A 22,090-nucleotide genomic window follows, 5' to 3' on the forward strand; every position below is an offset into this window, starting at 1 on the left:
AGGAAGCTGCGCTGCTCGCCCCCAAGGACGTCGGTCTCGATACGCCCCTCCGGGGCTACTCGACCAGCAGGGAAAGTGGCCCCTCCGGGACTGCTCGACCAGCAGGGGTCGCGCTGCATGCTGATCGAGTAGCTCGCGCAGCGGGCGTATCGAGATCCCGCTCCGCCCGCAGTCCCACCACGCCCGCGGTCGTTAGGCTGGCCGGGTGACCACCTCCGTCGCCGTCGTCGGTGCAACCGGCAAACTCGGCTCCCTCACCTGCTCGCTCCTCGAGGCCTCGGAGGAGTTCGACCTCGTCGCCCGGCTCGGCTCGCGCAGCGACCCGCGCGAGATGCTCGCGGCGGACGTCGTCGTGGACATGACGCTCCCGGCGGTCAGCCAGCAGATCGTCGACCTCGCCGTCGCGAACGGCAGGAAGGTGCTCGTCGGCACCTCCGGCTGGACCGGCGACCGCATCGCGGCGCTCCGCCGCAGCGTCGACGCGCAGCCCGGCGCCGGCGTGGTGATCATCCCCAACTTCTCGCTCGGCTCGGTCCTCGCCACCGCGCTGTCCACGGTCGCGGCGCGCTTCTTCGACGCGGTCGAGATCGTCGAGACCCACGGCGCCCGCAAGGTCGACTCGCCCTCCGGCACCGCCGTGCGCACCGCCGAGCTGCTGCTCCGCGCGCGCGCCGAGCTGGGCCCCGTCCAGGCGCCGCACACCGACCAGCGTGCCCGCGGCCAGCAGGTGGCGAGCATCCCGGTGCACAGCCTGCGCCTGCCCGGAGTCGAGGCGCGTCAGGAGGTGGTCTTCGGCGGCACCGGCGAGACGGTCACGATCCGCCACGACACCACGTCCTCCGCGTCCTACGAGGCCGGCATCCTCCGCGCCCTCGACGCCGTGCGCAGCACCACCGGCGTGGTCGTCGGCCTCGACGCGCTGATCGACCTCCGCGCCGCCTTCGACGCCGCACCCCTGGCCGAGCAGGTCCGCGACGAGCCGGCGATCAGCGACGACGTCCCCTCCGGCCAGGCCGCGGCCGCCACGAGCACCCCGTGAGGACCCGCATCGGCGTCGGCCTGATGGCCGTCCTCCTCGCGCTCTACCTCTTCGTCTGCCTGCAGTACTCGTACGTCGCCTTCGCCGCCGGGACGGTGCCGGGCATCGTGATGGGCGTCGGCCTGCTCGTCCTCGGCGGGGTCGGCGTCTGGGGGCTCGTGCGCGAGATCTCCTTCGGCGTCCGCGCCGAGAAGCTGGCCCGGCGCCTCGAGTCCGAGGACGCCCTGCCCTCCGAGGTCCTCGAATCCAGCGCGACCGGCCGACTCGACCGGACCGAGGCCGACGCGCTCTTCCCGCGCTACGCGGCCGACGTCGACGAGGACCCCGGCAGCTGGCGCGCCTGGTACCGGCTCGGCCTCGCCTACGACGCGAGCGGCGACCGCAAGCGCGCCCGCGGGGCGATCCGCCGCTCGATCGCCCTGGAGCGCGAGCGGCCCGCCTGATCGGCGGCGCTCAGTCCGCCAGCACCGCCTGCAGCGCCTCGGCCACCGTGCGGTGCCGGAAGACGAAGCCGTCGTCGAGCAGCCGCTGCGGCACCAGCCGCTGGCTCGAGAGCAGCAGCTCGTGCCCCGCGTCGCGCAGTGCGAGCTCGATGATCTTCTCCGGGACGGGCAGCTTGAACGGCCGGTGCAGCAGCTCGGCCAGGGTGCTCATGACCTCGTTCGCCGTCGCGGCCTCGGGCCCCGCGAGGTTGACCGGGCCGGACAGCGACGAGGTCAGCAGGTGCCGGATCGCGGCGGCCTCGTCGTAGTGGCTGATCCACGGCCAGTACTGCTGTCCGCCGCCCAGCGGGCCGCTCAGTCCCAGCTTCGTCAGCGGCAGCAGCGGCTTGAGTGCGCCGCCGTTCCCGAGCACGAGCCCGGTGCGCACCGTCACGACGCGCGCGGTCTCGGGAGCGAGCAGCGCCGCCTGCTCCCAGCGCTCGACGACGTCGGCGAGGAAGCCCTCGCCGCGGGGGGACTCCTCGGTCAGCTCCTCGCCCGGCCGGTCGCCGTAGTAGCCGACGGCAGAGGCGTTCAGCAGGATCGACGGGGGAGTGGACGCCATCCGCATCGCGTCGGTGATGGTCTGCGTGGCCTGCACCCGCGAATCGAGGATCTCGCGCTTGTACGAGGAGGTCCACGGGAGGCGGCTGATCGAGGCGCCCGAGAGGTTGACCACGGCGTCGACCCGGTCGAGCACGCTGAAGTCGAGCATGTGCGAGGCGGGCGCCCAGTGGAACTCGTCCGGGCTGGTCGGGGCGTGGCGGACAAGGCGGAAGATCTCGTGCCCGTCCGAGCGCAGCTGGCGCACGAGCTCCGAGCCGATCATGCCGCTCGCCCCGGAGATCAGGACCCGCAGCCGCTTCGGAGCCGCGGGCTCCTCCTGCGCGTGGGTCGCCGTGTCCGGCGCCTCGCCGGGCGGCACGGCCGGCCGCGGTGCCGCCGTGCGGGTGGAGCGCCGGGGGGAGTCGCCGGCGCTGCCGGTGCCGTCCTGGTCCGAGTGCCGTGCGGTCGATTCGCTCATGGTGCCTCCCGAGGCCCGTCGCGGGCCGCCCGCGAAGCGGGATTCAGCCTAGGGCGTCGCGATCGGCATCCGGTGTGCGCCGGCCGCGCGCGTGCACCCGCGCGGCCGACCCTGCGTCGCTCGGCCCCCGCGCCGAGGGTCTATCGTCGAAGCCGTGACCGACCAGAGCGCCTCCGACAGCACCCCGATCTTCCGCTCCGATGTGGTCGTCGAGCTCGTCCGCTCCAGCGCCCACGACTCCGATGTCCTCTTCGCCGCCCGCGTCTCGACGCAGGGCGAGAAGACCCTCGCCGGCGCCCTCGACGAGGAGTCGGCCGACAGCGAGCTGCAGGGCAAGCGCGACCGCGGCCTGATCAACTACCTGATGCGCGACCGCCACGGCTCGCCCTTCGAGCACAACTCGATGACCTTCTACGTGCAGGCGCCGATCTTCGTCTTCCGCGAGTTCATGCGGCACCGCATCGCCTCCTACAACGAGGAGTCGGGCCGCTACCGCGAGCTCCGCCCCGTCTTCTACGTGCCCGGCCCGCAGCGCAACCTCGTCCAGGTCGGCAAGCCCGGCGCCTACTCCTTCGAGCCCGGCACCCCCGAGCAGACCGAGCTCGTGGTCGCCGAGACGCGACGCGCCAGCACCCAGGCCTTCGAGGCGTACCAGCGGATGCTCCAGGAGGGCGTTGCCCGCGAGGTCGCCCGCATCGTCCTGCCGCTGAACATCTACTCCTCGATGTACGTGACGCTGAACGCCCGCTCGCTGATGAACTTCCTCTCCCTCCGCACCAAGCGCGAGGACTCGACGTTCCCCTCCTTCCCGCAGCGCGAGATCGAGATGGCCGCCGAGCAGATGGAGCAGCACTTCGAGCAGCTCATGCCCCTCACCGCCGCCGCCTTCACCGCGAACGGCCGCGTCGCCCCCTAGCAGCGTCCCTGCCCGCACCGCATCCGCTCTGCAGGTGCCCCGCCGTTGTGCAGGTGCCTGTCCGTTGTGCAGGCATCTGTCCGATCTGCAGGCGATCCGAGGACGAAGCCGCCTGGAGCCGCGCGAGTAGGCCCGGGCGGGCCGGGATCGCCTGCACACCGCACCACTCCCCGCGGAGGCATCCCCCTCCACAGGAGCCGTGGCGTCGGATTCTCCACCGATCGGAGCCCGCGCCCCCGCGCGCCCTTCCTGCGCGGCCACGCTCTCCCTGTGCGCGCGTCCTCCGGCTCCGTCCTCCGCGCCGGAGGCCTGGTGAAGACCGAGCAGTTCCTCCGCGAGGGCTCCTCCGCACGCGAGCTCCGCGAGGCGGTGAAGACCGGAGCGCTCCTTCGCGTCCGGAAGGGCTGGTACGCCCTTCCCGGAGTCGACACCGGAATCGAGCGCGCCTTCCGCGTCGGCGGGGTCCTCGCCTGCGCGAACGCCGCCGTCGCGCACGGGCTCTGGGTGCCGCGCTTCCGTGGCCTGCACATCGCCGTCCGCGCCCACGCCTCCCGACTCCGGGATCCCGACCGTCACGCCGTCCGGCTCTCCCACGATCCCGGCGTCGTCGTCCACTGGTCGAAGGAGGCACCGCGGCCCTCCGCTCTGGTCCAGGCGCTCGAGGACTGCGTCGTCGAGGCGGCGGCCTGCCAGGGCGCCGAGTTCGCCTTCGTCCTCCTGGAATCGGCGCTGCACAGGCGGCTCCTCGACTCTGCAGGTCGAGCGCGGCTCCTCGCGCGGCTGCCGGCTCCCCATCGGCGGCTCCTCCGCTGGGCCGGTTCGTCCTCCGAGAGCGGGCTGGAGTCGATGGTCGCCTTCCGGCTGCGGACTCTCGGGATCGCCTTCCGCCAGCAGGTGCGCATCGACCGCCGGCGCATCGACTTCCTGCTCGGCGAGGTGCTCGCCCTCGAGGTGGACGGTGCTGCGTTCCACGATGCCGAGCACGACAACCGGCGCGATGTCGAGCTCGGCCTGCTCGGCTACCGCGTCCGCCACTACCGCACCTCCCTCGTCCTCGACGACCGGCCCCTCGTCGAGGCCGACATCCTCGCCGCCCTCTCCCGCGGGGATCACGTCCGCACCTGACTCCCTCCGTCGGCGCACGGCGGGGATCCGTTCGATCTGCAGGTGTTCGAGCCCCGTCGAGGTCTCCGGCGCGGCTGAAAGCCCGTTCGGCTCGGCGAGTCCTGCAGATCAAACGAGAGCGTGCAGACCCGGCCGGCATCCGCGGATCAGAACGCCACGAGCCCGCGGCCACCGACCCGTTACCCTGGGCTCGTGTCAACTCCGGAGAATCCTTTCGGCCAGGTCCTGGTCGCCCTGGTCACCCCGTTCACCGCCGACGGCGAGGTCGACTGGCCCGGTGTCGAGAAGCACATCGACGACTGCATCGCGAAGGGCGCCGACGGCATCGTCGTCACCGGCACCACCGGCGAGACCAGCACCCTCACCGACCCGGAGAAGATCCGGCTCGTCGAGGTCGGCAAGTCCGTCGCCGCGGGACGCGCGAAGATCATCACCGGCGGCGGCTCGAACGAGACCGCGCACGCGATGCAGCTCGCCCGCCAGAGCGAGAAGGCCGGCGCCGACGGCAACATGATCGTCACGCCGTACTACAACAAGCCCACCCAGGCCGGCATCCTCACGCACTTCCGGATGATCGCCGACGCGACCGACCTCCCGGTCATCCTCTACGACATCCCCGGCCGCACCGGCGTGCCCATCCGCTACGAGACGATCCTCCGCGCGGCCAAGCACCCCAACATCCTCGCCGTGAAGGACGCCAAGGGCGATCTCTCCGAGGTCAGCCGCGTCCTCAACCAGACCGACCTGATGTACTTCTGCGGCGACGACGCCAACGTCCTGCCCGAGCTGGCCATCGGCGCCACCGGCCTGATCGGCGTCACCGCCAACATCGCCGCCTCGCCCTACCGCACCATCGTCGACGCCGTGAACTCCGGCGACCTCAGGGCCGCCACCCTCGCGCACCAGCAGCTCGAGCCGCTCGTGCGCGCGGTGATGACGCACGTGCCCGGCACCGTCGCGGCGAAGTACATCCTGCACGGCCTCGGCCGCATCTCCTCGCCCCGCGTGCGCCTGCCGCTGGTCGGCCCCGAGGAGTCGGAGGCCGCCCTGATCGAGGACGAGCTCGGCCTCGTCCGCGACATCCCCGGTGTCGACTTCCGCAACTTCCGGCCCGACCGCAACGCCGCCGCGGGCGGCGCGCTGCCGAAGGTCGCCGGCACCACACGCTGACGCCGCACGAGCGGCACGGACGACTCCCGACCGAGGAAGAGGAGGGCGCATGCCCAGTCCCGTGATCACTCCTGCCGCGCTCGAGGCGGGCACGCTGCGGATCATCCCGCTCGGCGGCCTCGGCGAGATCGGCCGCAACATGACGGTCTTCGAGATCGACGGCAAGATCCTCGTGGTCGACTGCGGCGTGCTCTTCCCGGAGGAGAACCAGCCGGGCGTGGACCTGATCCTGCCCGACTTCACCCCGATCAAGGACCGCCTCGAGGACATCGTCGGCGTCGTGCTGACCCACGGCCACGAGGACCACATCGGTGCTGTCCCCTACCTCCTCAAGCTCAAGCGGGACATCCCGCTGATCGGCTCGACCCTGACGCTCGCGCTGGTCGAGGCGAAGCTGAAGGAGCACCGGATCAAGCCCTACACGCTGACGGTGAAGGAGGGCGACGTCGAGAACCTCGGTCCCTTCGAGCTCGAGTTCGTGGCGGTCAACCACTCCATCCCGGACGCGCTCGCCGTCGCGATCATCACCGACGCGGGCTCCGTGCTGCACACCGGCGACTTCAAGATGGACCAGCTCCCGCTCGACGGGCGCATCACCGATCTCCGCGCCTTCGCCCGCCTCGGCGAGGAGGGCATCGACCTGTTCATGGTCGACTCGACCAACGCCGACGTGCCCGGCTTCACGCCGAACGAGCGCGACATCGGCCCGGTCATCGAGAGCGTGATCGCGAAGGCGACCCGCCGGGTCATCGTGGCGAGCTTCTCCAGCCACGTGCACCGGGTGCAGCAGGTGCTCGACGCTGCGCACGCGAACGGGCGCCGCGTGGCGCTGCTCGGCCGCTCGATGGTGCGCAACATGGGCATCGCGGCCACCCTGGGATACCTCAAGGTGCCGGAGGGTGTGCTGATCGACGTCAAGAAGGCGGGCGACATCCCGGAGGACAGGATCGTCTACATGTCCACCGGCTCGCAGGGCGAGCCGATGGCGGTGCTCAGCCGGATGGCGAACCTCGACCACCAGATCCAGCCCGGCGAGGGCGACACCGTCATCCTCGCGTCGAGCCTCATCCCCGGCAACGAGAACGCGGTCTACCGCGTGATCAACGGCCTGACCAGGCTCGGCGCCACCGTCGTGCACAAGGGCAACGCGAAGGTGCACGTCTCGGGTCACGCCGCCGCCGGCGAGCTCATCTACTGCTACAACATCCTCAAGCCGCTCAACGTCCTGCCGGTGCACGGCGAGTACCGCCACCTCGTCGCCAACGCGAAGCTCGCGCAGGCCACCGGCATCGCGGAGGAGAACACGATCATCGCCGAGGACGGCACGGTGCTCGATCTCCGCGCCGGCGTCGTGACCGTGGCCGGCCAGCTCGACCTCGGCTTCGTCTACGTCGACGGCTCGTCGGTCGGCGAGATCACCGACGCCGACCTCAAGGACCGCCGCATCCTCAGCGAGGAGGGCTTCATCTCGATCATCGTCGTCGTGGAGGCGGGCACCGGCCGGATCGTGGTCGGTCCCGAGATCCACGCCAAGGGCTTCGCGGAGGACGACAGCGTCTTCGACGACGTGAAGCCGCGCATCGCGAAGGCCCTCGAGGAGGCGGTGCAGAGCGGAGTCAGCGATCAGCACGCGCTCTCGCAGAGCATCCGCCGCGTCGTCGGCCGCTGGGTGAACACCACCTATCGCCGCCGCCCGATGATCGTCCCCCTGGTCATCGAGGCCTGACCCCGGACGGAGTGCCCCCGACGCTCCGGCCCGTTCCCGCACCGTCACCCGCCCCCGGGCACCCGTCCGCACCTCATGCCAGACCCGATCCCCCACGGAGACCGCGCATGGACCACTCGATCCGCCCCGCCCGCCGCGAGGACGCCCCCTTCCTCGCCGACATGCTCGTCGACGCGGCGAACTGGAACTGGACGGCGGCCCGCACCCGCATCGACGTCCTCGAGGAGGAGTCGACCCGCCGCTACGTCGCCGGCTGGCCCCGGCCCGGCGATCTCGGCTCGGTCGCCGAGACCGCCGACGGCGAGCGGATCGGCGCCTGCTGGTTCCGCCTCTTCAGCGCCGCCGCACCCGGCCGCGGGTTCGTCGCCGCGGGCGTGCCCGAGCTGACCCTCGGGGTGCGGCCGGTCTGGCGCGCGCAGGGCATCGGCCGCGGGCTGCTGCGCGCCGCTCTGGACCAGGCACGCACCGCCGGCTACGCGCGGGTCTCGCTCAACGTGTCGACGGACAACTTCGCCCGACGGCTCTACCGGAGCGAGGGCTTCAGCGCGGTGGCCGACCGCGGCGACGCGGAGACGATGGTCGCGACGCTGCGCTGACCGCACGAGGTCCGGGCCGCGCGGCCGCCGCCCCCCGGCGCGGGTCCGCGGCGATGACGGAGGCGGCGGGTACGGTGGCCCTATGGCGACGACTCCGAAGACGACCTCCCGCGCGAAGGCGAGCGCCCCCGCGCGCTCGAGCACTCCGCGCTCCGGCCGCGGCTCCGGGCGGGGATCGTCCGAGAAGAGCACGGTCGCGTTCAGCTCGACCCCGCGCACGAATCCGCTCGTCACCGTCTGGATGGCGCTGGCGCACCTGGCCGGCGGTGCCGCCCGCGCACTCGGTCCGGAGCGCCTGGCGAAGGAGGAGCGCCGCGACGGCGTCCCCTTCCTGCTCCTGCTGCTCGCGATCACCGGCGCGGTGGTGGAGTGGTTCCTCGCGACCGACCCGGTCGCCCTCGTGCTCGACGCCTGGAGCTTCGGCGGCCTGTTCGGCCGCGTCGCCTACGTCCTCCCCGTGGTGCTGCTGCTCTTCTCGCTCTGGCTGTTCCGTCACCCGCGCTCGGTCGACGACAACGGCCGCATCGGCGTCGGCCTCGCCGTCCTGCTGATCTCCTCCGCCGGGCTCTGCCACGCGCACCTCGGCGCGCCGCAGCCGGGCTCGGGCATCGACCAGATGGCCGCCGCCGGCGGTGTCCTCGGCTGGCTCGTCGGTGCGCCGCTCGTGGCGATCGCGACCGTGCCGGGCGCCACGGTGCTCCTCTCCCTGGTCGTCCTGCTCTCCCTCTTCATCATCACCAAGACCCCGCCGAACCGGATCGCCGCCCGCTCGCGCGAGCTCTACGGCTACCTCTTCGGCGCCCCCGTCCTCGACGACGAGGAGCGCGCGCGCCTCAAGGCGGAGAGGGCGGCGAGCAAGGCCGCCGCGAAGGCCGAGAGCGAGAAGGCCGAGGACGAGCAGGAGGACGGCGGCGAGCTGCCCTGGTGGCGCCGCACGGACTCCGGTCGCGAGGACGAGCCGACCGTCCAGGCCGAGCTGCCGATCGACGCGCTCGGCGACGACGACGAGGCGCCGAAGGGCCGGAAGGGCCGCGGCCGCGCGAAGGGCTTTGACACCGCGCTCGAGGAGCCGGCGTCCGCCGAGCGTGACGAGCCGGCCGACCCGCCCACCCGCTCCTACGCGACCGAGGTGATCTCCGAGGCCGAGTCGGCCGAGGCCGCCCTGGCCCGCCACGATCAGAGCGCGACCACCCGCATCCCGCTGGGCGTGGTGGACGACGACGCGACCGGCGTCATCGCGCTCGACGACCTCGACGTCGCCCCTGCGGTCCCGCTCCCGCCGGTGATCGAGACCGGTCCGATCGCGCCGATCGCCGCCGACCCCACCGCCGACTTCGACTCCTCCTTCGAGGAGGAGACCCCGTACCGCCTGCCGTCCGCCTCCGCCCTCTCCACCGGCACGCCGTCGAAGGCGCGCTCGGCGGCGAACGACGAGATGGTCCGTGCGCTCACCGAGGTGCTCCAGCAGTTCAACGTGGACGCGACGGTCACCGGCTTCTCCCGGGGCCCGACGGTCACCCGCTACGAGATCGAGCTCGGCCCGGGCGTCAAGGTCGAGCGCGTCACGGCGCTGAGCAAGAACCTCTCCTACGCGGTCGCCAGCAACGAGGTCCGGATCCTCTCGCCGATCCCGGGCAAGAGCGCGATCGGCGTCGAGATCCCGAACACCGACCGCGAGATCGTCTCGCTCGGCGACGTCCTGCGCTCCGCCGCGTCGACGACGTCGACCCACCCGATGACGATCGGCGTCGGCAAGGACGTCGAGGGCGGCTACGTCGTGGCCAACCTCGCCAAGATGCCGCACCTCCTCGTCGCCGGCTCCACCGGCTCCGGCAAGTCCAGCTTCGTGAACTCGATGATCACGAGCCTGCTGATGCGCGCGAGCCCGCAGGACGTCCGGATGGTGCTGATCGACCCCAAGCGCGTCGAGCTCACGATCTACGGCGGGGTCCCGCACCTGATCACGCCCATCATCACGAACCCCAAGAAGGCCGCCGAGGCGCTGCAGTGGGTCGTGAAGGAGATGGACATGCGGTACGACGACCTCGCGTCGTTCGGCTACCGGCACATCGACGACTTCAACGCGGCGGTGCGCAGCGGCGAGATCAAGCTCCCCGCGGGCAGCAACCGCGTCCTCCGGCCCTACCCCTACCTCCTGGTGGTCGTCGACGAGCTCGCCGACCTGATGATGGTCGCCCCGCGCGACGTCGAGGACTCGATCGTCCGCATCACCCAGCTCGCCCGGGCCTCCGGCATCCACCTCGTGCTCGCCACCCAGCGGCCGAGCGTCGACGTCGTCACCGGCCTGATCAAGGCCAACGTGCCCAGCCGCCTGGCCTTCGCCGTGACGAGCGTCACCGACTCGCGGGTCATCCTCGACCAGCCCGGCGCCGACAAGCTCATCGGCCAGGGCGACGGCCTGTTCCTGCCGATGGGCACGAACAAGCCGATGCGTGTCCAGGGCGCCTGGGTCCGCGAGGAGGAGATCGCCAAGGTCGTCGAGCACGTCACGCGGCAGGCCCAGCCGGAGTACCGCCAGGACATCACGGTCCAGGCGCAGCGCAAGGAGATCGACTCCGACATCGGCGACGACCTCGAGCTGCTGATGGCTGCGGCCGAGCTCGTGGTCAGCACGCAGTTCGGCTCGACCTCGATGCTGCAGCGCAAGCTCCGCGTCGGCTTCGCGAAGGCGGGCCGCCTGATGGACCTGCTCGAGTCCCGCGAGGTCGTCGGCCCCTCCGAGGGGTCGAAGGCGCGCGACGTGCTGGTGACCGCCGAGCAGCTGCCGGGGGTCCTCTCGCGGATGCGCGGCGAGGAGCCCGGCGAGCACTCCGCCGCGCCGTCGCCTACCGCACCCGACGCCTACGCCGATCCGCTGGCGGAGCCCTCGGGCCCGGTCGCGACCGACTACCACGACGACGACGAGGGCTCCGATGACGACGCCTGGGCGCTCACGGGGCGCGACTGAGCGATGACCACGCCGCCGAATCGACCGATCACGAGGAACGGCTCAGACCGATGACCAGCCCCACCGCGCACGCCGACGCCGCCCCGAGCAACTGGAACCTGCCCAACGCGATCACCGTGGTGCGCATCCTGCTCGCCCCGGTGTTCTTCTGGCTGCTCCTGGCCGACAACGGCGAGGACGGCGGCGTGCGCATCGCGGCCGCGCTGCTCTTCATCGTCGCGATCGCGACCGACGGGATCGACGGCCACATCGCGCGCAGCCGCGGGCTGGTCACCGACCTCGGCAAGCTGCTCGACCCGATCGCGGACAAGGTGCTCACCGGCGCCGCGCTGGTCGGCCTCTCGATCCTCGCCGAGCTGCCCTGGTGGGTCACGATCGTCATCCTCGTCCGCGAGATCGGCATCACCGTGTTCCGGATGGCCGTCCTCTCGGACCGGGTGATCCCCGCCTCCCGCGGCGGCAAGCTGAAGACGATCGTGCAGTCCGTCGCGATCTCGCTCGCGCTCCTTCCGCTCTGGACCTTCCTGGGCGAGTGGGTGCACTGGCTGAACGGCATCACGATGACGGCCGCGGTCGTCCTCACCGTCGTGACCGGCATCGACTACCTGGCCGACGCGGCGCGCCAGAGTCGCGCGGCCCGCGGGCGCCGATGAGCGCCGAGGAGCTGCTGCAGGCACTCGCGGAGCGCGGTCTCGCGCTGGCGGTCGCGGAGTCGCTGACGGGCGGGGCGCTGAGCTCCGCCCTGGTCGAGGTGCCCGGCGCCTCCGCCGTCTACCGCGGGGGAGTGGTGTCCTACGCCACTGATCTGAAGCACCGCCTGCTCGGGGTCGACGCGGACCTCCTGGCGCAGGAGGGACCCGTCCACCCCGTGGTCGCCGTGCAGATGGCGCGCGGCGCCGCCCGGCAGCTCGGCGAGGCAGGCGCGAGGACCGTCGGCGTCGCGACGACGGGGGTCGCGGGCCCGGAGCCGCAGGGCGGAGCGGCCGTCGGCACCGTGTTCGTCGCGGCGGTCCTGGGCGAGGCCGAGCTCGTGCGCGAGCACCGCTTCGACGGCGGGCGGCCCGAGATCCGCGCCGCGTCCGTCGCCGCGGCACTCGATCTGGCCGGCGAGCTCGCGGCCTCGGCCGTGTGACGTCCGAGAGTCCCCGAACCGCCTCGGAATCGTGGAATGCGCAGGGTTTCGGCCGGGTTACATCTGACGTCGCTCACACGCAAAGTCCAGTCATCCGGTATTAGAGTCGACTCACACGAGCCGGGTAGTGAACAGCTATCCGGCTCTCTCGTACACATCCCCTTCGAACCCGATGCTCCGGCATTCCTCGAAGCGGTGCGCGAGAAGCGGTTGACGTGGAGAAGGAGGGTCCAGTGGTTCTAGTTCGTCAGGAGATCGGCGATGTCCTCAGGGACTTTCGCCTGCAGAAAGGTCGCACCCTGCGCCAGGTGGCGAGCAAGGCGAGTGTCGCTCTCGGCTACCTCAGCGAGGTCGAGCGCGGTCAGAAGGAGGCGTCGTCCGAGATCCTCGCTTCGGTGGCCGATGCGCTCGACACTCCGATCTCGGTGATCATGCGCGAGGTCGGCGACCGTCTCGCGGTCATCGAGGGGATCGACACGATCCCCGACACCATCCCGGCCGACATGGTCGCCGGATTCGACGCGGACCTCGTCTCGCAGTAGCGGATCCGTCCTCTTCCCACCCACCGCACCGCACCTCGCGAAGGGCGCCCGAGCTCCGGCTCCGGCGCCCTTCATCGTTCCCGGAGACGCACCCGCCCGAACCCTCCAGGCTTCCGCCCCGGTTCGGCTTGTTACCGTGGACGCATGCGCCTGAGCGAGTTCCAGCAGCTGGTCGATGACGAGTTCGGCGACGCGTACGCGCGCGTCCTCGTCTCCGACCTCGTGCTGACCGAGCTCGGCGGGAGGACCGCGCAGAAGGCCCTCCGCGACGGCGCGGAGCCCCGAGAGGTCTGGATCGCGCTGTGCCGCGCCAACGACGTCCCCGAGGGCCGCTGGCACGGGATCGACCCGGCGAAGCGCCGGCACTGACGCCGGGCGGCTCGCGCTGTCGCCCGCCGCCCGAAGTCGTGTTCGACACGCCGGGCGCGCCACCATCGAATCCCTGTTCGAACGGGTCTAAGCTCCTCACCAGAAGCAGGATCGCCTCCGTCTCCACAGAAGCGGTCCGGCTCGGCGCCGATGTCGGTGGTCGGGCCTACCGTCGACATCAGTCACACGGACTGCTTCACCGCCTTGTCGCAACCGGCCGGGACCGCATTCAGGGGCACTCGCCCGCGAACGGCTCCGGTACGACACGACAGCCTGTAGGCGATACCACCACGACACGAGAGCGAGACGGCCATGCCCAGTTCCTCAGACCGCGAGAAGTCCCTCGAGACCGCACTCGCCCAGATCGACCGCCAGTTCGGCAAGGGCGCCGTCATGCGCCTCGGCAGCGACGACCGCGCCCCCGTCGAGGTGATCCAGACCGGCTCGATCGCGCTCGACGTCGCGCTCGGGATCGGCGGACTCCCGCGCGGCCGCATCGTCGAGATCTACGGCCCCGAGTCCTCGGGAAAGACCACGCTGACCCTGCACGCGATCGCCAACGCCCAGCGCAACGGCGGCATCGCGGCCTTCATCGATGCGGAGCACGCGCTCGACCCCGAGTACGCCAAGAAGCTCGGCGTCGACATCGACTCGCTCCTCGTCTCGCAGCCGGACACGGGCGAGCAGGCGCTCGAGATCGCCGACATGCTCGTGCGCTCCGGCTCCATCGACCTCATCGTCATCGACTCCGTCGCAGCGCTCGTGCCCCGCGCCGAGATCGAGGGCGAGATGGGCGACTCGCACGTCGGCCTCCAGGCCCGCCTGATGTCGCAGGCCCTCCGCAAGCTCACCGGTGGCCTGAACACCACGAACACCACGATGATCTTCATCAACCAGCTCCGCGAGAAGATCGGCGTCTTCTTCGGCAGCCCCGAGACCACCGCGGGCGGCAAGGCGCTGAAGTTCTACGCGTCGGTCCGCCTCGACATCCGCCGCATCGAGACGCTGAAGGACGGCACCGACGCGGTCGGAAACCGCACTCGCGTCAAGGTCGTCAAGAACAAGATGGCGCCGCCGTTCAAGCAGGCCGAGTTCGACATCCTCTACGGCATCGGTATCTCCCGCGAGGGCAGCCTGATCGACTTCGGTGTCGAGCACGAGATCGTCCGCAAGTCGGGCGCCTGGTACACCTACGACGGCGACCAGCTCGGCCAGGGCAAGGAGAAGGCGCGCCAGTTCCTCATCGACAACCCGGACATCGCGGCGGAGATCGAGAAGCGCATCCTGATCAAGCTCGGCGTCGTCGCCGACCCGAACGCCGTGGTCGACGCCGCCCCGGTCGCGATCGAGACGAAGCAGCCGGTCCGCGAGACCAAGCCGCCCGTCCGCAAGGGCGCCTAGCCCGTGGGGGAGAAGGCTGCGGAGGGGGCACAGGGTCGGCCCGTGGCCTTCCTCCCCTGGGTCAAGGACGACGGGGCGGCCGCCGAGGCGGTCGAGCCCGCCGTCGACGCGATCGCGGAGCTCTCGGCGCACGTCGCGCGGCGGGACGCCGCGCCCTCGAGGGCTCCGGGCCGGTCGTCCCGATCGGACGACTCCGCGGCGGACGTCGCAGAGGACGACTCCCCGGAGGAGGACTCCTTCGCGGAGGATCTCCCCGAGGAGCCCGACCCCGAGCAGATCGCCGACCGCATCGTCCGCGGCCTGTCGCGCAAGAGCCTCTCGGTCGCCGAGGTCGAGGCGCGCCTCTACACCGAGGGCGTCGCCGAGAAGGACGCGATCGACATCCTCGAGCGCTTCACCCGCTTCGGCTACCTCGACGACTACAAGATGGCGGAGTCGCTGGTGATCCAGCTGCGCGAGCGCAAGAAGCTCGGGCGCTCGTCGATCATGCAGGAGCTGCGCGCCCGCAAGCTCGACCCCGACGCGATCGCGACCGCGCTGGACGAGTTCGACGGCGACGACGAGTACCGCACGGCGATGGAGCTCGCGCGCAAGCGCCTGCCGAGCCTGCGGTCGCTCTCCGACGAGGTCGCGGAGCGCCGCCTCTCCGGGTTCCTCGCGCGTCGCGGCTACGCCGGCGCACTGGTCCAGCGCGTCGTCCGCGAGACGGTGCGCAAGCCCGGCTCGAGCGTCCGCTTCCGCTGAACGACCGCGCCGCCCGGTCGCCGAGAGGCGGCCGGAGCGGCGCGTAGAATCGCACACCATGAGCACGCTCGGTCCGGTGACCTCCCCCCTCGTCGATGCGCGGCCGAGGACCTACGAGGTCCGCACCTTCGGCTGCCAGATGAACGTCCACGACTCCGAGCGGCTCAGCGGCTCGCTCGAGGCGGCCGGCTACGTCTCGGCCGACGGCGCCGAGGCCGACATCGTCGTCATCAACACCTGCGCGGTCCGCGAGAACGCGGACAACAAGCTCTACGGCAACCTCGGCCACCTCGCCTCGGTCAAGCGCCGGCACGAGGGGATGCAGATCGCCGTCGGCGGCTGCCTCGCGCAGAAGGACAAGAACGTCATCCTCGAGAAGGCTCCGTGGGTCGACGTCGTCTTCGGGACGCACAACATGGGGGCGCTGCCGAGACTGCTCGAGCGGGCCCGGCACAACGACGAGGCCCAGCTCGAGATCCTCGAGTCGCTCGACGTCTTCCCCTCGACGCTGCCGACCAAGCGCGACTCGACGTACAGCGGCTGGGTCTCCATCTCCGTCGGCTGCAACAACACCTGCACCTTCTGCATCGTCCCCGCCCTGCGCGGCAAGGAGAAGGACCGCCGTCCCGGCGACGTGCTCGCCGAGATCCAGGCGCTCGTCGACGACGGCGCGATCGAGGTGACCCTCCTCGGCCAGAACGTGAACTCCTACGGCGTCGAGTTCGGCGACCGGCAGGCGTTCTCGAAGCTGCTCCGCGCCGCGGGCACGATCCAGGGCCTCGAGCGGATCCGCTTCACCAGCCCGCACCCGGCCGCCTTCACCGACGACGTCATCGACGCGATGGCCGAGACGCCGGCCGTCATGCCGCAGCTGCACATGCCGCTGCAGTCCGGCTCCGACCGCATCCTCAAGGCGATGCGCCGCTCCTACCGCTCCGAGCGCTTCCTCGGGATCCTCGACCGCGTCCGCGGCCGGATCCCGCACGCGGCGATCAGCACCGACATCATCGTCGGCTTCCCCGGTGAGACCGAGGCCGACTTCCAGGAGACCCTCCGTGTGGTCGAGGCGGCCCGCTTCGCCTCCGCCTTCACCTTCCAGTACTCCATCCGCCCGGGGACGCCCGCGGCGACGCTGCCCGACCAGATCCCGAAGGCGGTCGTCCAGGAGCGCTTCGAGCGCCTGGCCGCGCTGCAGGACTCGATCAGCGAGAGCGAGAACCGCACGGTCGTCGGGCGCCGGGTGGAGGTGCTCGTCGCGACCGGCGAAGGCCGCCGCGACAGCACGACGCACCGCCTCAGCGGCCGCGCCGAGGACAGCCGCCTGGTGCACTTCGATGTGCCCGCCGGCTCCGAGCAGCCGCGCCCGGGCGACGTCGTCAGCGTCGAGGTCACCCGCGCCGCACCCTTCTACCTGATCGCCGACTCGACCGACGGTGCTCCGCTGCAGGTCCGCCGCACTCGCGCCGGCGACGCCTGGGACCGCGCGCAGGCGGAGTCGTGCGGAGTCCCTGCGGCTCCGGGCGCCAGCGGCGCACCGAAGGTCTCGCTCGGCCTGCCGTCGCTCCGCCTCCGCCCGATCACGCCGGTCGCGCCGGAGACACTGACCACGCCGATCTACGACGTTCTCGATGGCGAGCGCTGAGCGGGCGGCGCCCGCCCTCCTCACCGTCGTCGGCGCCACGGGCACCGGCAAGTCCGACCTCTCGCTCGCCCTCGCCGGCTCGATCCGCGCGTCCGGCGGTGCCGCGGAGGTCGTCAACGCCGACGCGATGCAGCTCTACCGCGGCATGGACATCGGGACCGCGAAGCTCCCGCCGGAGGAACGCCAGGGCGTTCCGCACCACCTGCTCGACGTCCTCGACGTCACCGAGGACGCCTCCGTCGCCCGGTACCAGCGCGAGGCCCGCGCGGTGATCGACGGTGTCCTCGCGCGCGGCGCGACCCCGATCCTCGTCGGCGGGTCCGGTCTGTACGTCTCGAGCGTGATCTTCGAGTTCTCCTTCGCCGGCACCGACCCCGCGCTCCGGCGGTCCCTCGAGGAGACGGCCGAGCGCGAGGGGTCCGCGGTGCTCTTCGAGCGGCTCCGCGCCGTCGACGCCGAGGTCGCCGCCCGGATCGGCCCGCACAACGTCCGACGGATCGTGCGTGCTCTCGAGATCACCGAGCTCACCGGCTCGCCGAACAGCGCGCTGATGTCGGACACCCCCGTCCCGTGGCGCCCGAGCACGGTCCTCGCGCTGGCCGCGCCGCGGGACGTGCTCGTCGAGCGGCTCGACCGCCGCGTCGAGCGGATGTGGGCGGGCGGCATGCTCGACGAGGTCGAGCGCCTCGTGCCGCTCGGCATCGAGCGGGGCGTCACCGCCAGCCGCGCCATCGGCTACGCCCAGGCGCTCGCACAGCGCTCGGGGGAGCTGACCGAAGCGGAGGCCGTCGCCTCCACCCAGGCGCTCACCCGCCGCTACGCCCGCCGGCAGAACAGCTGGTTCCGCCGCTACCAGGCGGCGCACTGGCTCCCGTTCGACGCTCCGGACCTCCTCGAGCAGGCGCTCGCCCTCGCCCAGGTCGGGGCTCGAGCGCCTCGGTAGGCTGAGCGCCATGACGATCGAGCTGCACTTCACCAAGGGCCAGGGCACCGGCAACGACTTCGTGCTCTTCAGCGACCCGGACGGTGAGGTCGACCTCTCGCCCGCGCAGATCGCGATGATCTGCGACCGGCACTTCGGCGTCGGTGCCGACGGCATCATCCGCGCGGTCCGCTCCCGGTCCCTCGCCGACGGTGCCGCCGCCCTCGAGCAGGAGCCGGAGGCGGAGTGGTTCATGGACTACCGCAACGCCGACGGCTCGATCGCCGAGATGTGCGGCAACGGCATCCGCGTCTACGCGGCGTTCCTGCTCGCCGGCGGTCTCGCGGCCCTCGAGCAGGGCGACACCCTCCCCATCGGCACGCGCGCCGGGGTCCGCGACGTCACCCGCAGCGGCGCCGGCTTCCAGGTCGACCTCGGCCGCTGGGAGCTGGCCGGCGGCGAGCCGCTCGTGCGGGCCAAGGAGCTGAAGGTGCCGCGTCCCGGTCTCGGGCTCGACCTCGGCAACCCGCACATCGTCGTCGCGCTGAGCAACGACGAGGAGCTCGACGAGGCCGACCTCAGCTACATCCCGCAGATCGAGCCGGAGCCGGCCGACGGGGCGAACGTCGAGTTCGTCGTGCCGGGCGAGCCGCTGGTGCACGACGGCATCGGCCGGATCCGGATGCGCGTCCACGAGCGCGGCAGCGGCGAGACGCTCAGCTGCGGTACGGGCGCCGCCGCGGCGGCCCTCGCCGTGCGCTACTGGGCCGGAGCGCGCGCTCCGCAGTCCTGGCGCGTGGAGGTCCCCGGCGGCACGCTGGGCGTCACGATGTTCCCGACCGAGGAGGGCGAGCACGTCGGCCTGTCCGGCCCGGCCGACCTCGTCTACACCGGCACGATCCGGATCGACTAGCTCGGGATCGGCCGGTCGAGCGATCGATCGACCGGCGCGGCACCGATCCGTTCCGGCGCGCGCGGCCGACTCCTGCGATCAGGCGGTGCGCGTGGTGCGGATGACGCGGAAGCCCTTGGCCGAGGAGATCCGATCGACCTCGAGCCGGCCCTCGAACGTCTCGGTCAGCCAGGTCAGCAGCGAGTCGGCGCCGAGGTTGCGCTGCACGACGAGCCAGCCCTCCGCATCGGGCTCGAGGCGCGGCAGCCAGCGCTCGAGCAGCGCGTGCAGCTCGGCCTTGCCGACCCGGATCGGCGGGTTCGACCAGACGGCGGCGAAGCGGACGTCCTCGGGAACATCCTCGGGCAGCACGGCGTTGACGTTGGAGACACCGAGTTCTGCGCAGTTGCGGCGGACGAGCTCGAGCGCCCGCTGGTTGACGTCGACCGCCCACACCCGGGCGTCGGGGGAGCCGAGCGCCAGGGCGAGCGAGATCGGTCCCCAGCCGCAGCCGAGATCCAGGAGGTCCCCGCTCGCGGGGGCGTCGGGGACCGCGTCCAGCAGGACCCGGGTGCCGAGATCGACGTGGCCGGGGCTGAACACCCCGCCGGCGGTCGTGACCTCGAGGTCGCGGCCGGCGATCCGGGCGCTGATCCTCCGGGGTCGGAGGTCGCCGTCGGGAGTGCTGGTGAAGTAGTGCTCGGCGGCCATGAGAAGTGAACTTATCAACAGCTGAGGAGTTAGTGTTATCCGGATGACGGAAGACCTGAACGAGACCGACACGACCGAGGCCGTGGACGTCGTCTCGCGGGTCCTGGCGAACGCGCAGTCGCGCTCGTCGGGATATTCGCGGTTCGTCGCGGGCGGAGCCCAGGCGCTGCAGAGCGCCGGAGGCGACGTCGAGCGCGACGCCGAGCAGACCAGCGACGGCGATCAGTTCGATCGCGAGGACCGGCAGGCGCTGCGGCGCGTGGCCGGCCTCTCGACCGAGCTCGAGGACGTCACCGAGGTCGAGTACCGCCAGCTGCGCCTCGAGAACGTGGTGCTGATCGGCGTCTACTCGCAGGGCTCGATCGAGGACGCGGAGAACTCGCTGCACGAGCTCGCCGCCCTGGCCGAGACCGCGGGAGCGACCGTCCTCGACGGCCTGCTGCAGCGCCGGCCGCACCCCGACCCGAGCACCTACCTGGGCAAGGGCAAGGCGGAGGAGCTCGCCGGGCTCGTCGCCGCCCTCGGCGCCGACACGGTCGTCGCCGACACCGAGCTGGCTCCGAGCCAGCGCCGCTCGCTGGAGGACGTGGTGAAGGTCAAGGTCATCGACCGCACGGCCGTCATCCTCGACATCTTCAGCCAGCACGCCACGAGCCGCGAGGGCAAGGCGCAGGTCGAGCTCGCGCAGCTCGAGTACCTGCTGCCGCGCCTGCGCGGCTGGGGCGAGTCGATGTCCCGCCAGGCCGGCGGCCAGGTCGGCGCCGGCGCCGGCATGGGCTCGCGTGGCCCGGGTGAGACGAAGATCGAGCTCGACCGCCGCCGCATCCACACCCGCATGGCGCGCCTGCGCAAGCAGATCACCGCGATGAAGCCCGCCCGGGAGGCGAAGCGCGCCAACCGCAAGCGCAACGCGGTGCCGTCGGTCGCCATCGCCGGCTACACCAACGCCGGCAAGTCCAGCCTGCTCAACCGGATGACGCACGCGGGCGTGCTCGTCGAGAACTCGCTCTTCGCGACCCTCGACGCGACGATCCGCAAGTCCGAGACCCCGGACGGGCGCGGCTACACGCTCGCCGACACCGTCGGCTTCGTGCGCGCCCTGCCGCACCAGCTGGTGGAGGCGTTCCGCTCGACCCTGGAGGAGGTCACCGACTCGGACATCATCGTCCACGTCGTCGACGCCTCGCACCCGGACCCCGCGGGGCAGATCGCGACGGTCCGCGACGTCATCGGCGAGGTGGGCGCACGGAGCATCCCCGAGATCATCGCGTTCAACAAGTCCGATCTCGTCGACGAGGGCCAGCGGCTCGTGCTGCGGGGTCTCGCCCCCGGCGCCGTCTTCGTGTCGGCGCGCACCGGCGAGGGGATGGACGAGCTCCAGGCGAAGATCGCCGAGATCCTGCCGGAGCCGCAGATCGAGATCGACCTGCTCGTGCCCTACGACCGCGGCGACGTGGTCTCCGCGCTGCACCGCAACGGCCGGATCCTCTCGACGCAGTACGTCGAGGGCGGCACGCACGTCCACGCGCTCGTGCACGAGGACCTGGCCGGCTCGCTGGGTGAGTTCGCGGCCCCCGTCGCCGCCGTCGAGGCGTAGCGGCGGAGCCGGCACCCGCGCCCGAAGCGCCCGCGACCACGGATCACCTCCGCGGTCGCGGGCGCTTCGTCGTCACGCTGCGCGAGCTGCTCGCCGTGCGTCCCGGTGAATGCAGGAGGGGCGGACGGCTCGATGCCGTCCGCCCCTCCTGCGCGTGTGCGCCGCCGCGTCAGACGGAGCGGAGCACCGCGACGATCTTGCCGAGGACCTCGGCCTCGTCGCCGAGGATCGGCTCGAAGTTGGAGTTGCGGGGGAGCAGCCAGGTGTGGCCGTCGCGCTGGCGGAGGACCTTGACGGTCGCCTCGCCGTCGAGCATCGCGGCGACGATCTCGCCGTTCTCCGCGGTGCGCTGCGAGCGGACGACGACCCAGTCGCCGTCGCAGATGGCGGCGTCGATCATCGACTCGCCGACCACCTTGAGCATGAACAGCTCGCCCTTGCCGACCAGCTGGCGGGGGAGCGGGAAGACCTCGTCGATCTGCTGGTCCGCCATGATCGGCACGCCGGCCGCGATCCGGCCCACCAGCGGCACCATCGCCGCGTCGGCGACCGTCGCCGTCGACTCGAACGAGCCGTCGTCCTCGGTCGAGCTCGGCACGTCGATGAGGATCTCGAGCGCCCGGGGGCGGTTGGGATCGCGGCGCAGGTAGCCGCTCAGCTCGAGCTGGTTGAGCTGGTGGGTCACGCTGGAGAGCGAGGCGAGCCCGACGGCGTCGCCGATCTCGCGCATGCTCGGCGGATAGCCGCGGCTGGACACCGAGCGCTGGATGGCGTCGAGGATCGCGAGCTGCTTCGCGCTGAGGTTCTTCCGGCGGCGGCCCGCCGCGGGCTTCGCCGCCTTCGCCTTCGGCGCCGGAGTCGTCGTCCTGGCCGCCTTCGCCCCGGCCGTCTGCGCGTCGCTCACGATCGTCCCTCTCTCGGTGCGCACGCCGCGTGCGCGCCCTCTCCGTCCGCGTCGAGCACCGATGTCGGTGGTCGCTGCTGTACTGACTGCGGACTCTCGAAACTGTATCCGGCGGGGGTCCGCGTTCGAAACATTCGTTCGAGTGTGTCGCGCGATCCGGCAACGGATGCGACGCGACCGGGTCTTGC

The 22,090-nt window shown here is 71.8% G+C and carries 21 protein-coding genes; 18 read left to right on the top strand and 3 right to left on the bottom strand.

Annotated elements, in window-relative coordinates; all coding sequences use genetic code 11:
• The first annotated feature begins 205 nt into the window (after positions 1 to 205).
• Complete coding sequence (dapB, locus tag EDF43_RS20145; RefSeq protein WP_132438253.1) at positions 206 to 1,039, top strand: 4-hydroxy-tetrahydrodipicolinate reductase; 834 nt, start codon at positions 206 to 208, stop codon at positions 1,037 to 1,039.
• On the top strand, positions 1,036 to 1,482 hold the full coding sequence (locus tag EDF43_RS20150; RefSeq protein ID WP_123737196.1) for a hypothetical protein: 447 nt from the start codon (positions 1,036 to 1,038) through the stop codon (positions 1,480 to 1,482). The genes dapB and EDF43_RS20150 overlap by 4 nt, the downstream gene beginning before the upstream one ends.
• A 10-nt stretch (positions 1,483 to 1,492) precedes the next feature.
• Here the strand turns inward: EDF43_RS20150 and EDF43_RS20155 are convergent, their stop codons facing one another.
• Positions 1,493 to 2,545: a TIGR01777 family oxidoreductase gene (locus EDF43_RS20155; RefSeq protein WP_132438252.1), complete on the bottom strand. Its 1,053-nt coding sequence runs from the start codon at positions 2,543 to 2,545 to the stop codon at positions 1,493 to 1,495.
• A 154-nt stretch (positions 2,546 to 2,699) separates the two neighbouring features.
• Here EDF43_RS20155 and thyX point away from each other — a divergent pair, with 154 nt between their 5' ends.
• From thyX to dapF, 15 genes are all read left to right on the top strand, one after another.
• Positions 2,700 to 3,461 carry an FAD-dependent thymidylate synthase gene (thyX, locus tag EDF43_RS20160; protein ID WP_123737194.1) on the top strand — a complete coding sequence of 254 codons (762 nt, stop codon included), beginning with the start codon at positions 2,700 to 2,702 and terminating at the stop codon, positions 3,459 to 3,461.
• A 270-nt stretch (positions 3,462 to 3,731) separates the two neighbouring features.
• On the top strand, positions 3,732 to 4,586 hold the full coding sequence (locus tag EDF43_RS20165) for a type IV toxin-antitoxin system AbiEi family antitoxin domain-containing protein (protein WP_132438251.1): 855 nt from the start codon (positions 3,732 to 3,734) through the stop codon (positions 4,584 to 4,586).
• A 192-nt stretch (positions 4,587 to 4,778) separates the two neighbouring features.
• Complete coding sequence (gene dapA, locus EDF43_RS20170; RefSeq protein ID WP_123704963.1) at positions 4,779 to 5,756, top strand: 4-hydroxy-tetrahydrodipicolinate synthase; 978 nt, start codon at positions 4,779 to 4,781, stop codon at positions 5,754 to 5,756.
• Between the two features lie 49 nt (positions 5,757 to 5,805).
• Positions 5,806 to 7,482: a ribonuclease J gene (locus EDF43_RS20175; protein WP_132438250.1), complete on the top strand. Its 1,677-nt coding sequence runs from the start codon at positions 5,806 to 5,808 to the stop codon at positions 7,480 to 7,482.
• Between the two features lie 107 nt (positions 7,483 to 7,589).
• Positions 7,590 to 8,078 carry a GNAT family N-acetyltransferase gene (locus tag EDF43_RS20180; RefSeq protein ID WP_123444536.1) on the top strand — a complete coding sequence of 163 codons (489 nt, stop codon included), beginning with the start codon at positions 7,590 to 7,592 and terminating at the stop codon, positions 8,076 to 8,078.
• Between the two features lie 82 nt (positions 8,079 to 8,160).
• A complete protein-coding gene (locus tag EDF43_RS20185) occupies positions 8,161 to 11,046 on the top strand; it encodes a DNA translocase FtsK (RefSeq protein ID WP_132438249.1) in 2,886 nt (961 codons plus the stop codon).
• 50 nt (positions 11,047 to 11,096) lie between these two features.
• Positions 11,097 to 11,699, top strand: a complete 603-nt coding sequence (gene pgsA / locus EDF43_RS20190; RefSeq protein ID WP_123737189.1) for a CDP-diacylglycerol--glycerol-3-phosphate 3-phosphatidyltransferase — start codon at positions 11,097 to 11,099, stop codon at positions 11,697 to 11,699.
• Complete coding sequence (locus EDF43_RS20195) at positions 11,696 to 12,178, top strand: CinA family protein (RefSeq protein WP_132438248.1); 483 nt, start codon at positions 11,696 to 11,698, stop codon at positions 12,176 to 12,178. Before pgsA ends, EDF43_RS20195 begins: the two co-directional genes overlap by 4 nt.
• Before the next feature lie 233 nt (positions 12,179 to 12,411).
• Positions 12,412 to 12,720 (top strand): helix-turn-helix transcriptional regulator, encoded by a 309-nt coding sequence (locus EDF43_RS20200; RefSeq protein WP_123704950.1) that lies wholly within the window; start codon positions 12,412 to 12,414, stop codon positions 12,718 to 12,720.
• 144 nt (positions 12,721 to 12,864) lie between these two features.
• Positions 12,865 to 13,089 (top strand): DUF3046 domain-containing protein, encoded by a 225-nt coding sequence (locus EDF43_RS20205; protein WP_123444531.1) that lies wholly within the window; start codon positions 12,865 to 12,867, stop codon positions 13,087 to 13,089.
• Between the two features lie 312 nt (positions 13,090 to 13,401).
• Positions 13,402 to 14,490, top strand: a complete 1,089-nt coding sequence (gene recA, locus EDF43_RS20210; protein WP_123444530.1) for a recombinase RecA — start codon at positions 13,402 to 13,404, stop codon at positions 14,488 to 14,490.
• Positions 14,491 to 14,532: 42 nt separating this feature from the next.
• Positions 14,533 to 15,234 carry a regulatory protein RecX gene (locus EDF43_RS20215; RefSeq protein WP_165909214.1) on the top strand — a complete coding sequence of 234 codons (702 nt, stop codon included), beginning with the start codon at positions 14,533 to 14,535 and terminating at the stop codon, positions 15,232 to 15,234.
• 58 nt (positions 15,235 to 15,292) lie between these two features.
• Positions 15,293 to 16,876 carry a tRNA (N6-isopentenyl adenosine(37)-C2)-methylthiotransferase MiaB gene (gene miaB / locus EDF43_RS20220; RefSeq protein WP_132438247.1) on the top strand — a complete coding sequence of 528 codons (1,584 nt, stop codon included), beginning with the start codon at positions 15,293 to 15,295 and terminating at the stop codon, positions 16,874 to 16,876.
• The gene (gene miaA, locus EDF43_RS20225) at positions 16,863 to 17,819 is read left to right on the top strand and encodes a tRNA (adenosine(37)-N6)-dimethylallyltransferase MiaA (RefSeq protein WP_132438246.1); all 957 of its coding nucleotides are present in this window, start codon (positions 16,863 to 16,865) and stop codon (positions 17,817 to 17,819) included. The genes miaB and miaA overlap by 14 nt, the downstream gene beginning before the upstream one ends.
• A 10-nt stretch (positions 17,820 to 17,829) precedes the next feature.
• Positions 17,830 to 18,711 carry a diaminopimelate epimerase gene (gene dapF / locus EDF43_RS20230; RefSeq protein ID WP_123733937.1) on the top strand — a complete coding sequence of 294 codons (882 nt, stop codon included), beginning with the start codon at positions 17,830 to 17,832 and terminating at the stop codon, positions 18,709 to 18,711.
• 78 nt (positions 18,712 to 18,789) lie between these two features.
• Here the strand turns inward: dapF and EDF43_RS20235 are convergent, their stop codons facing one another.
• Complete coding sequence (locus EDF43_RS20235; RefSeq protein WP_132438245.1) at positions 18,790 to 19,401, bottom strand: methyltransferase; 612 nt, start codon at positions 19,399 to 19,401, stop codon at positions 18,790 to 18,792.
• Positions 19,402 to 19,444: 43 nt separating this feature from the next.
• Here EDF43_RS20235 and hflX point away from each other — a divergent pair, with 43 nt between their 5' ends.
• Positions 19,445 to 20,998, top strand: coding sequence for a GTPase HflX (gene hflX, locus EDF43_RS20240; protein ID WP_132438244.1), 1,554 nt, complete (start codon positions 19,445 to 19,447; stop codon positions 20,996 to 20,998).
• A gap of 169 nt (positions 20,999 to 21,167) precedes the next feature.
• Here hflX and lexA read toward each other — a convergent pair whose 3' ends face one another.
• Positions 21,168 to 21,902 (bottom strand): transcriptional repressor LexA, encoded by a 735-nt coding sequence (lexA, locus tag EDF43_RS20245; protein WP_132438243.1) that lies wholly within the window; start codon positions 21,900 to 21,902, stop codon positions 21,168 to 21,170.
• Between the last annotated feature and the right edge of the window lie 188 nt (positions 21,903 to 22,090).

The organism is Rathayibacter sp. PhB179 (genome assembly GCF_004345345.1).
GTDB lineage: Bacteria > Actinomycetota > Actinomycetes > Actinomycetales > Microbacteriaceae > Rathayibacter > Rathayibacter festucae.

Excerpts from the sequence above, each read along its gene's own strand:
- EDF43_RS20155 (WP_132438252.1), bottom strand. The coding sequence starts at position 2,545 with ATGAGCGAATCGACCGCACGGCACTCGGACCAGGACGGCACCGGCAGC.
- EDF43_RS20175 (WP_132438250.1), top strand. The coding sequence starts at position 5,806 with ATGCCCAGTCCCGTGATCACTCCTGCCGCGCTCGAGGCGGGCACGCTG.
- EDF43_RS20180 (WP_123444536.1), top strand. The coding sequence starts at position 7,590 with ATGGACCACTCGATCCGCCCCGCCCGCCGCGAGGACGCCCCCTTCCTC.
- EDF43_RS20185 (WP_132438249.1), top strand. The coding sequence starts at position 8,161 with ATGGCGACGACTCCGAAGACGACCTCCCGCGCGAAGGCGAGCGCCCCC.
- pgsA (WP_123737189.1), top strand. The coding sequence starts at position 11,097 with ATGACCAGCCCCACCGCGCACGCCGACGCCGCCCCGAGCAACTGGAAC.
- EDF43_RS20195 (WP_132438248.1), top strand. The coding sequence starts at position 11,696 with ATGAGCGCCGAGGAGCTGCTGCAGGCACTCGCGGAGCGCGGTCTCGCG.
- EDF43_RS20205 (WP_123444531.1), top strand. The coding sequence starts at position 12,865 with ATGCGCCTGAGCGAGTTCCAGCAGCTGGTCGATGACGAGTTCGGCGAC.
- recA (WP_123444530.1), top strand. The coding sequence starts at position 13,402 with ATGCCCAGTTCCTCAGACCGCGAGAAGTCCCTCGAGACCGCACTCGCC.
- miaB (WP_132438247.1), top strand. The coding sequence starts at position 15,293 with ATGAGCACGCTCGGTCCGGTGACCTCCCCCCTCGTCGATGCGCGGCCG.
- miaA (WP_132438246.1), top strand. The coding sequence starts at position 16,863 with ATGGCGAGCGCTGAGCGGGCGGCGCCCGCCCTCCTCACCGTCGTCGGC.
- dapF (WP_123733937.1), top strand. The coding sequence starts at position 17,830 with ATGACGATCGAGCTGCACTTCACCAAGGGCCAGGGCACCGGCAACGAC.
- EDF43_RS20235 (WP_132438245.1), bottom strand. The coding sequence starts at position 19,401 with ATGGCCGCCGAGCACTACTTCACCAGCACTCCCGACGGCGACCTCCGA.
- hflX (WP_132438244.1), top strand. The coding sequence starts at position 19,445 with ATGACGGAAGACCTGAACGAGACCGACACGACCGAGGCCGTGGACGTC.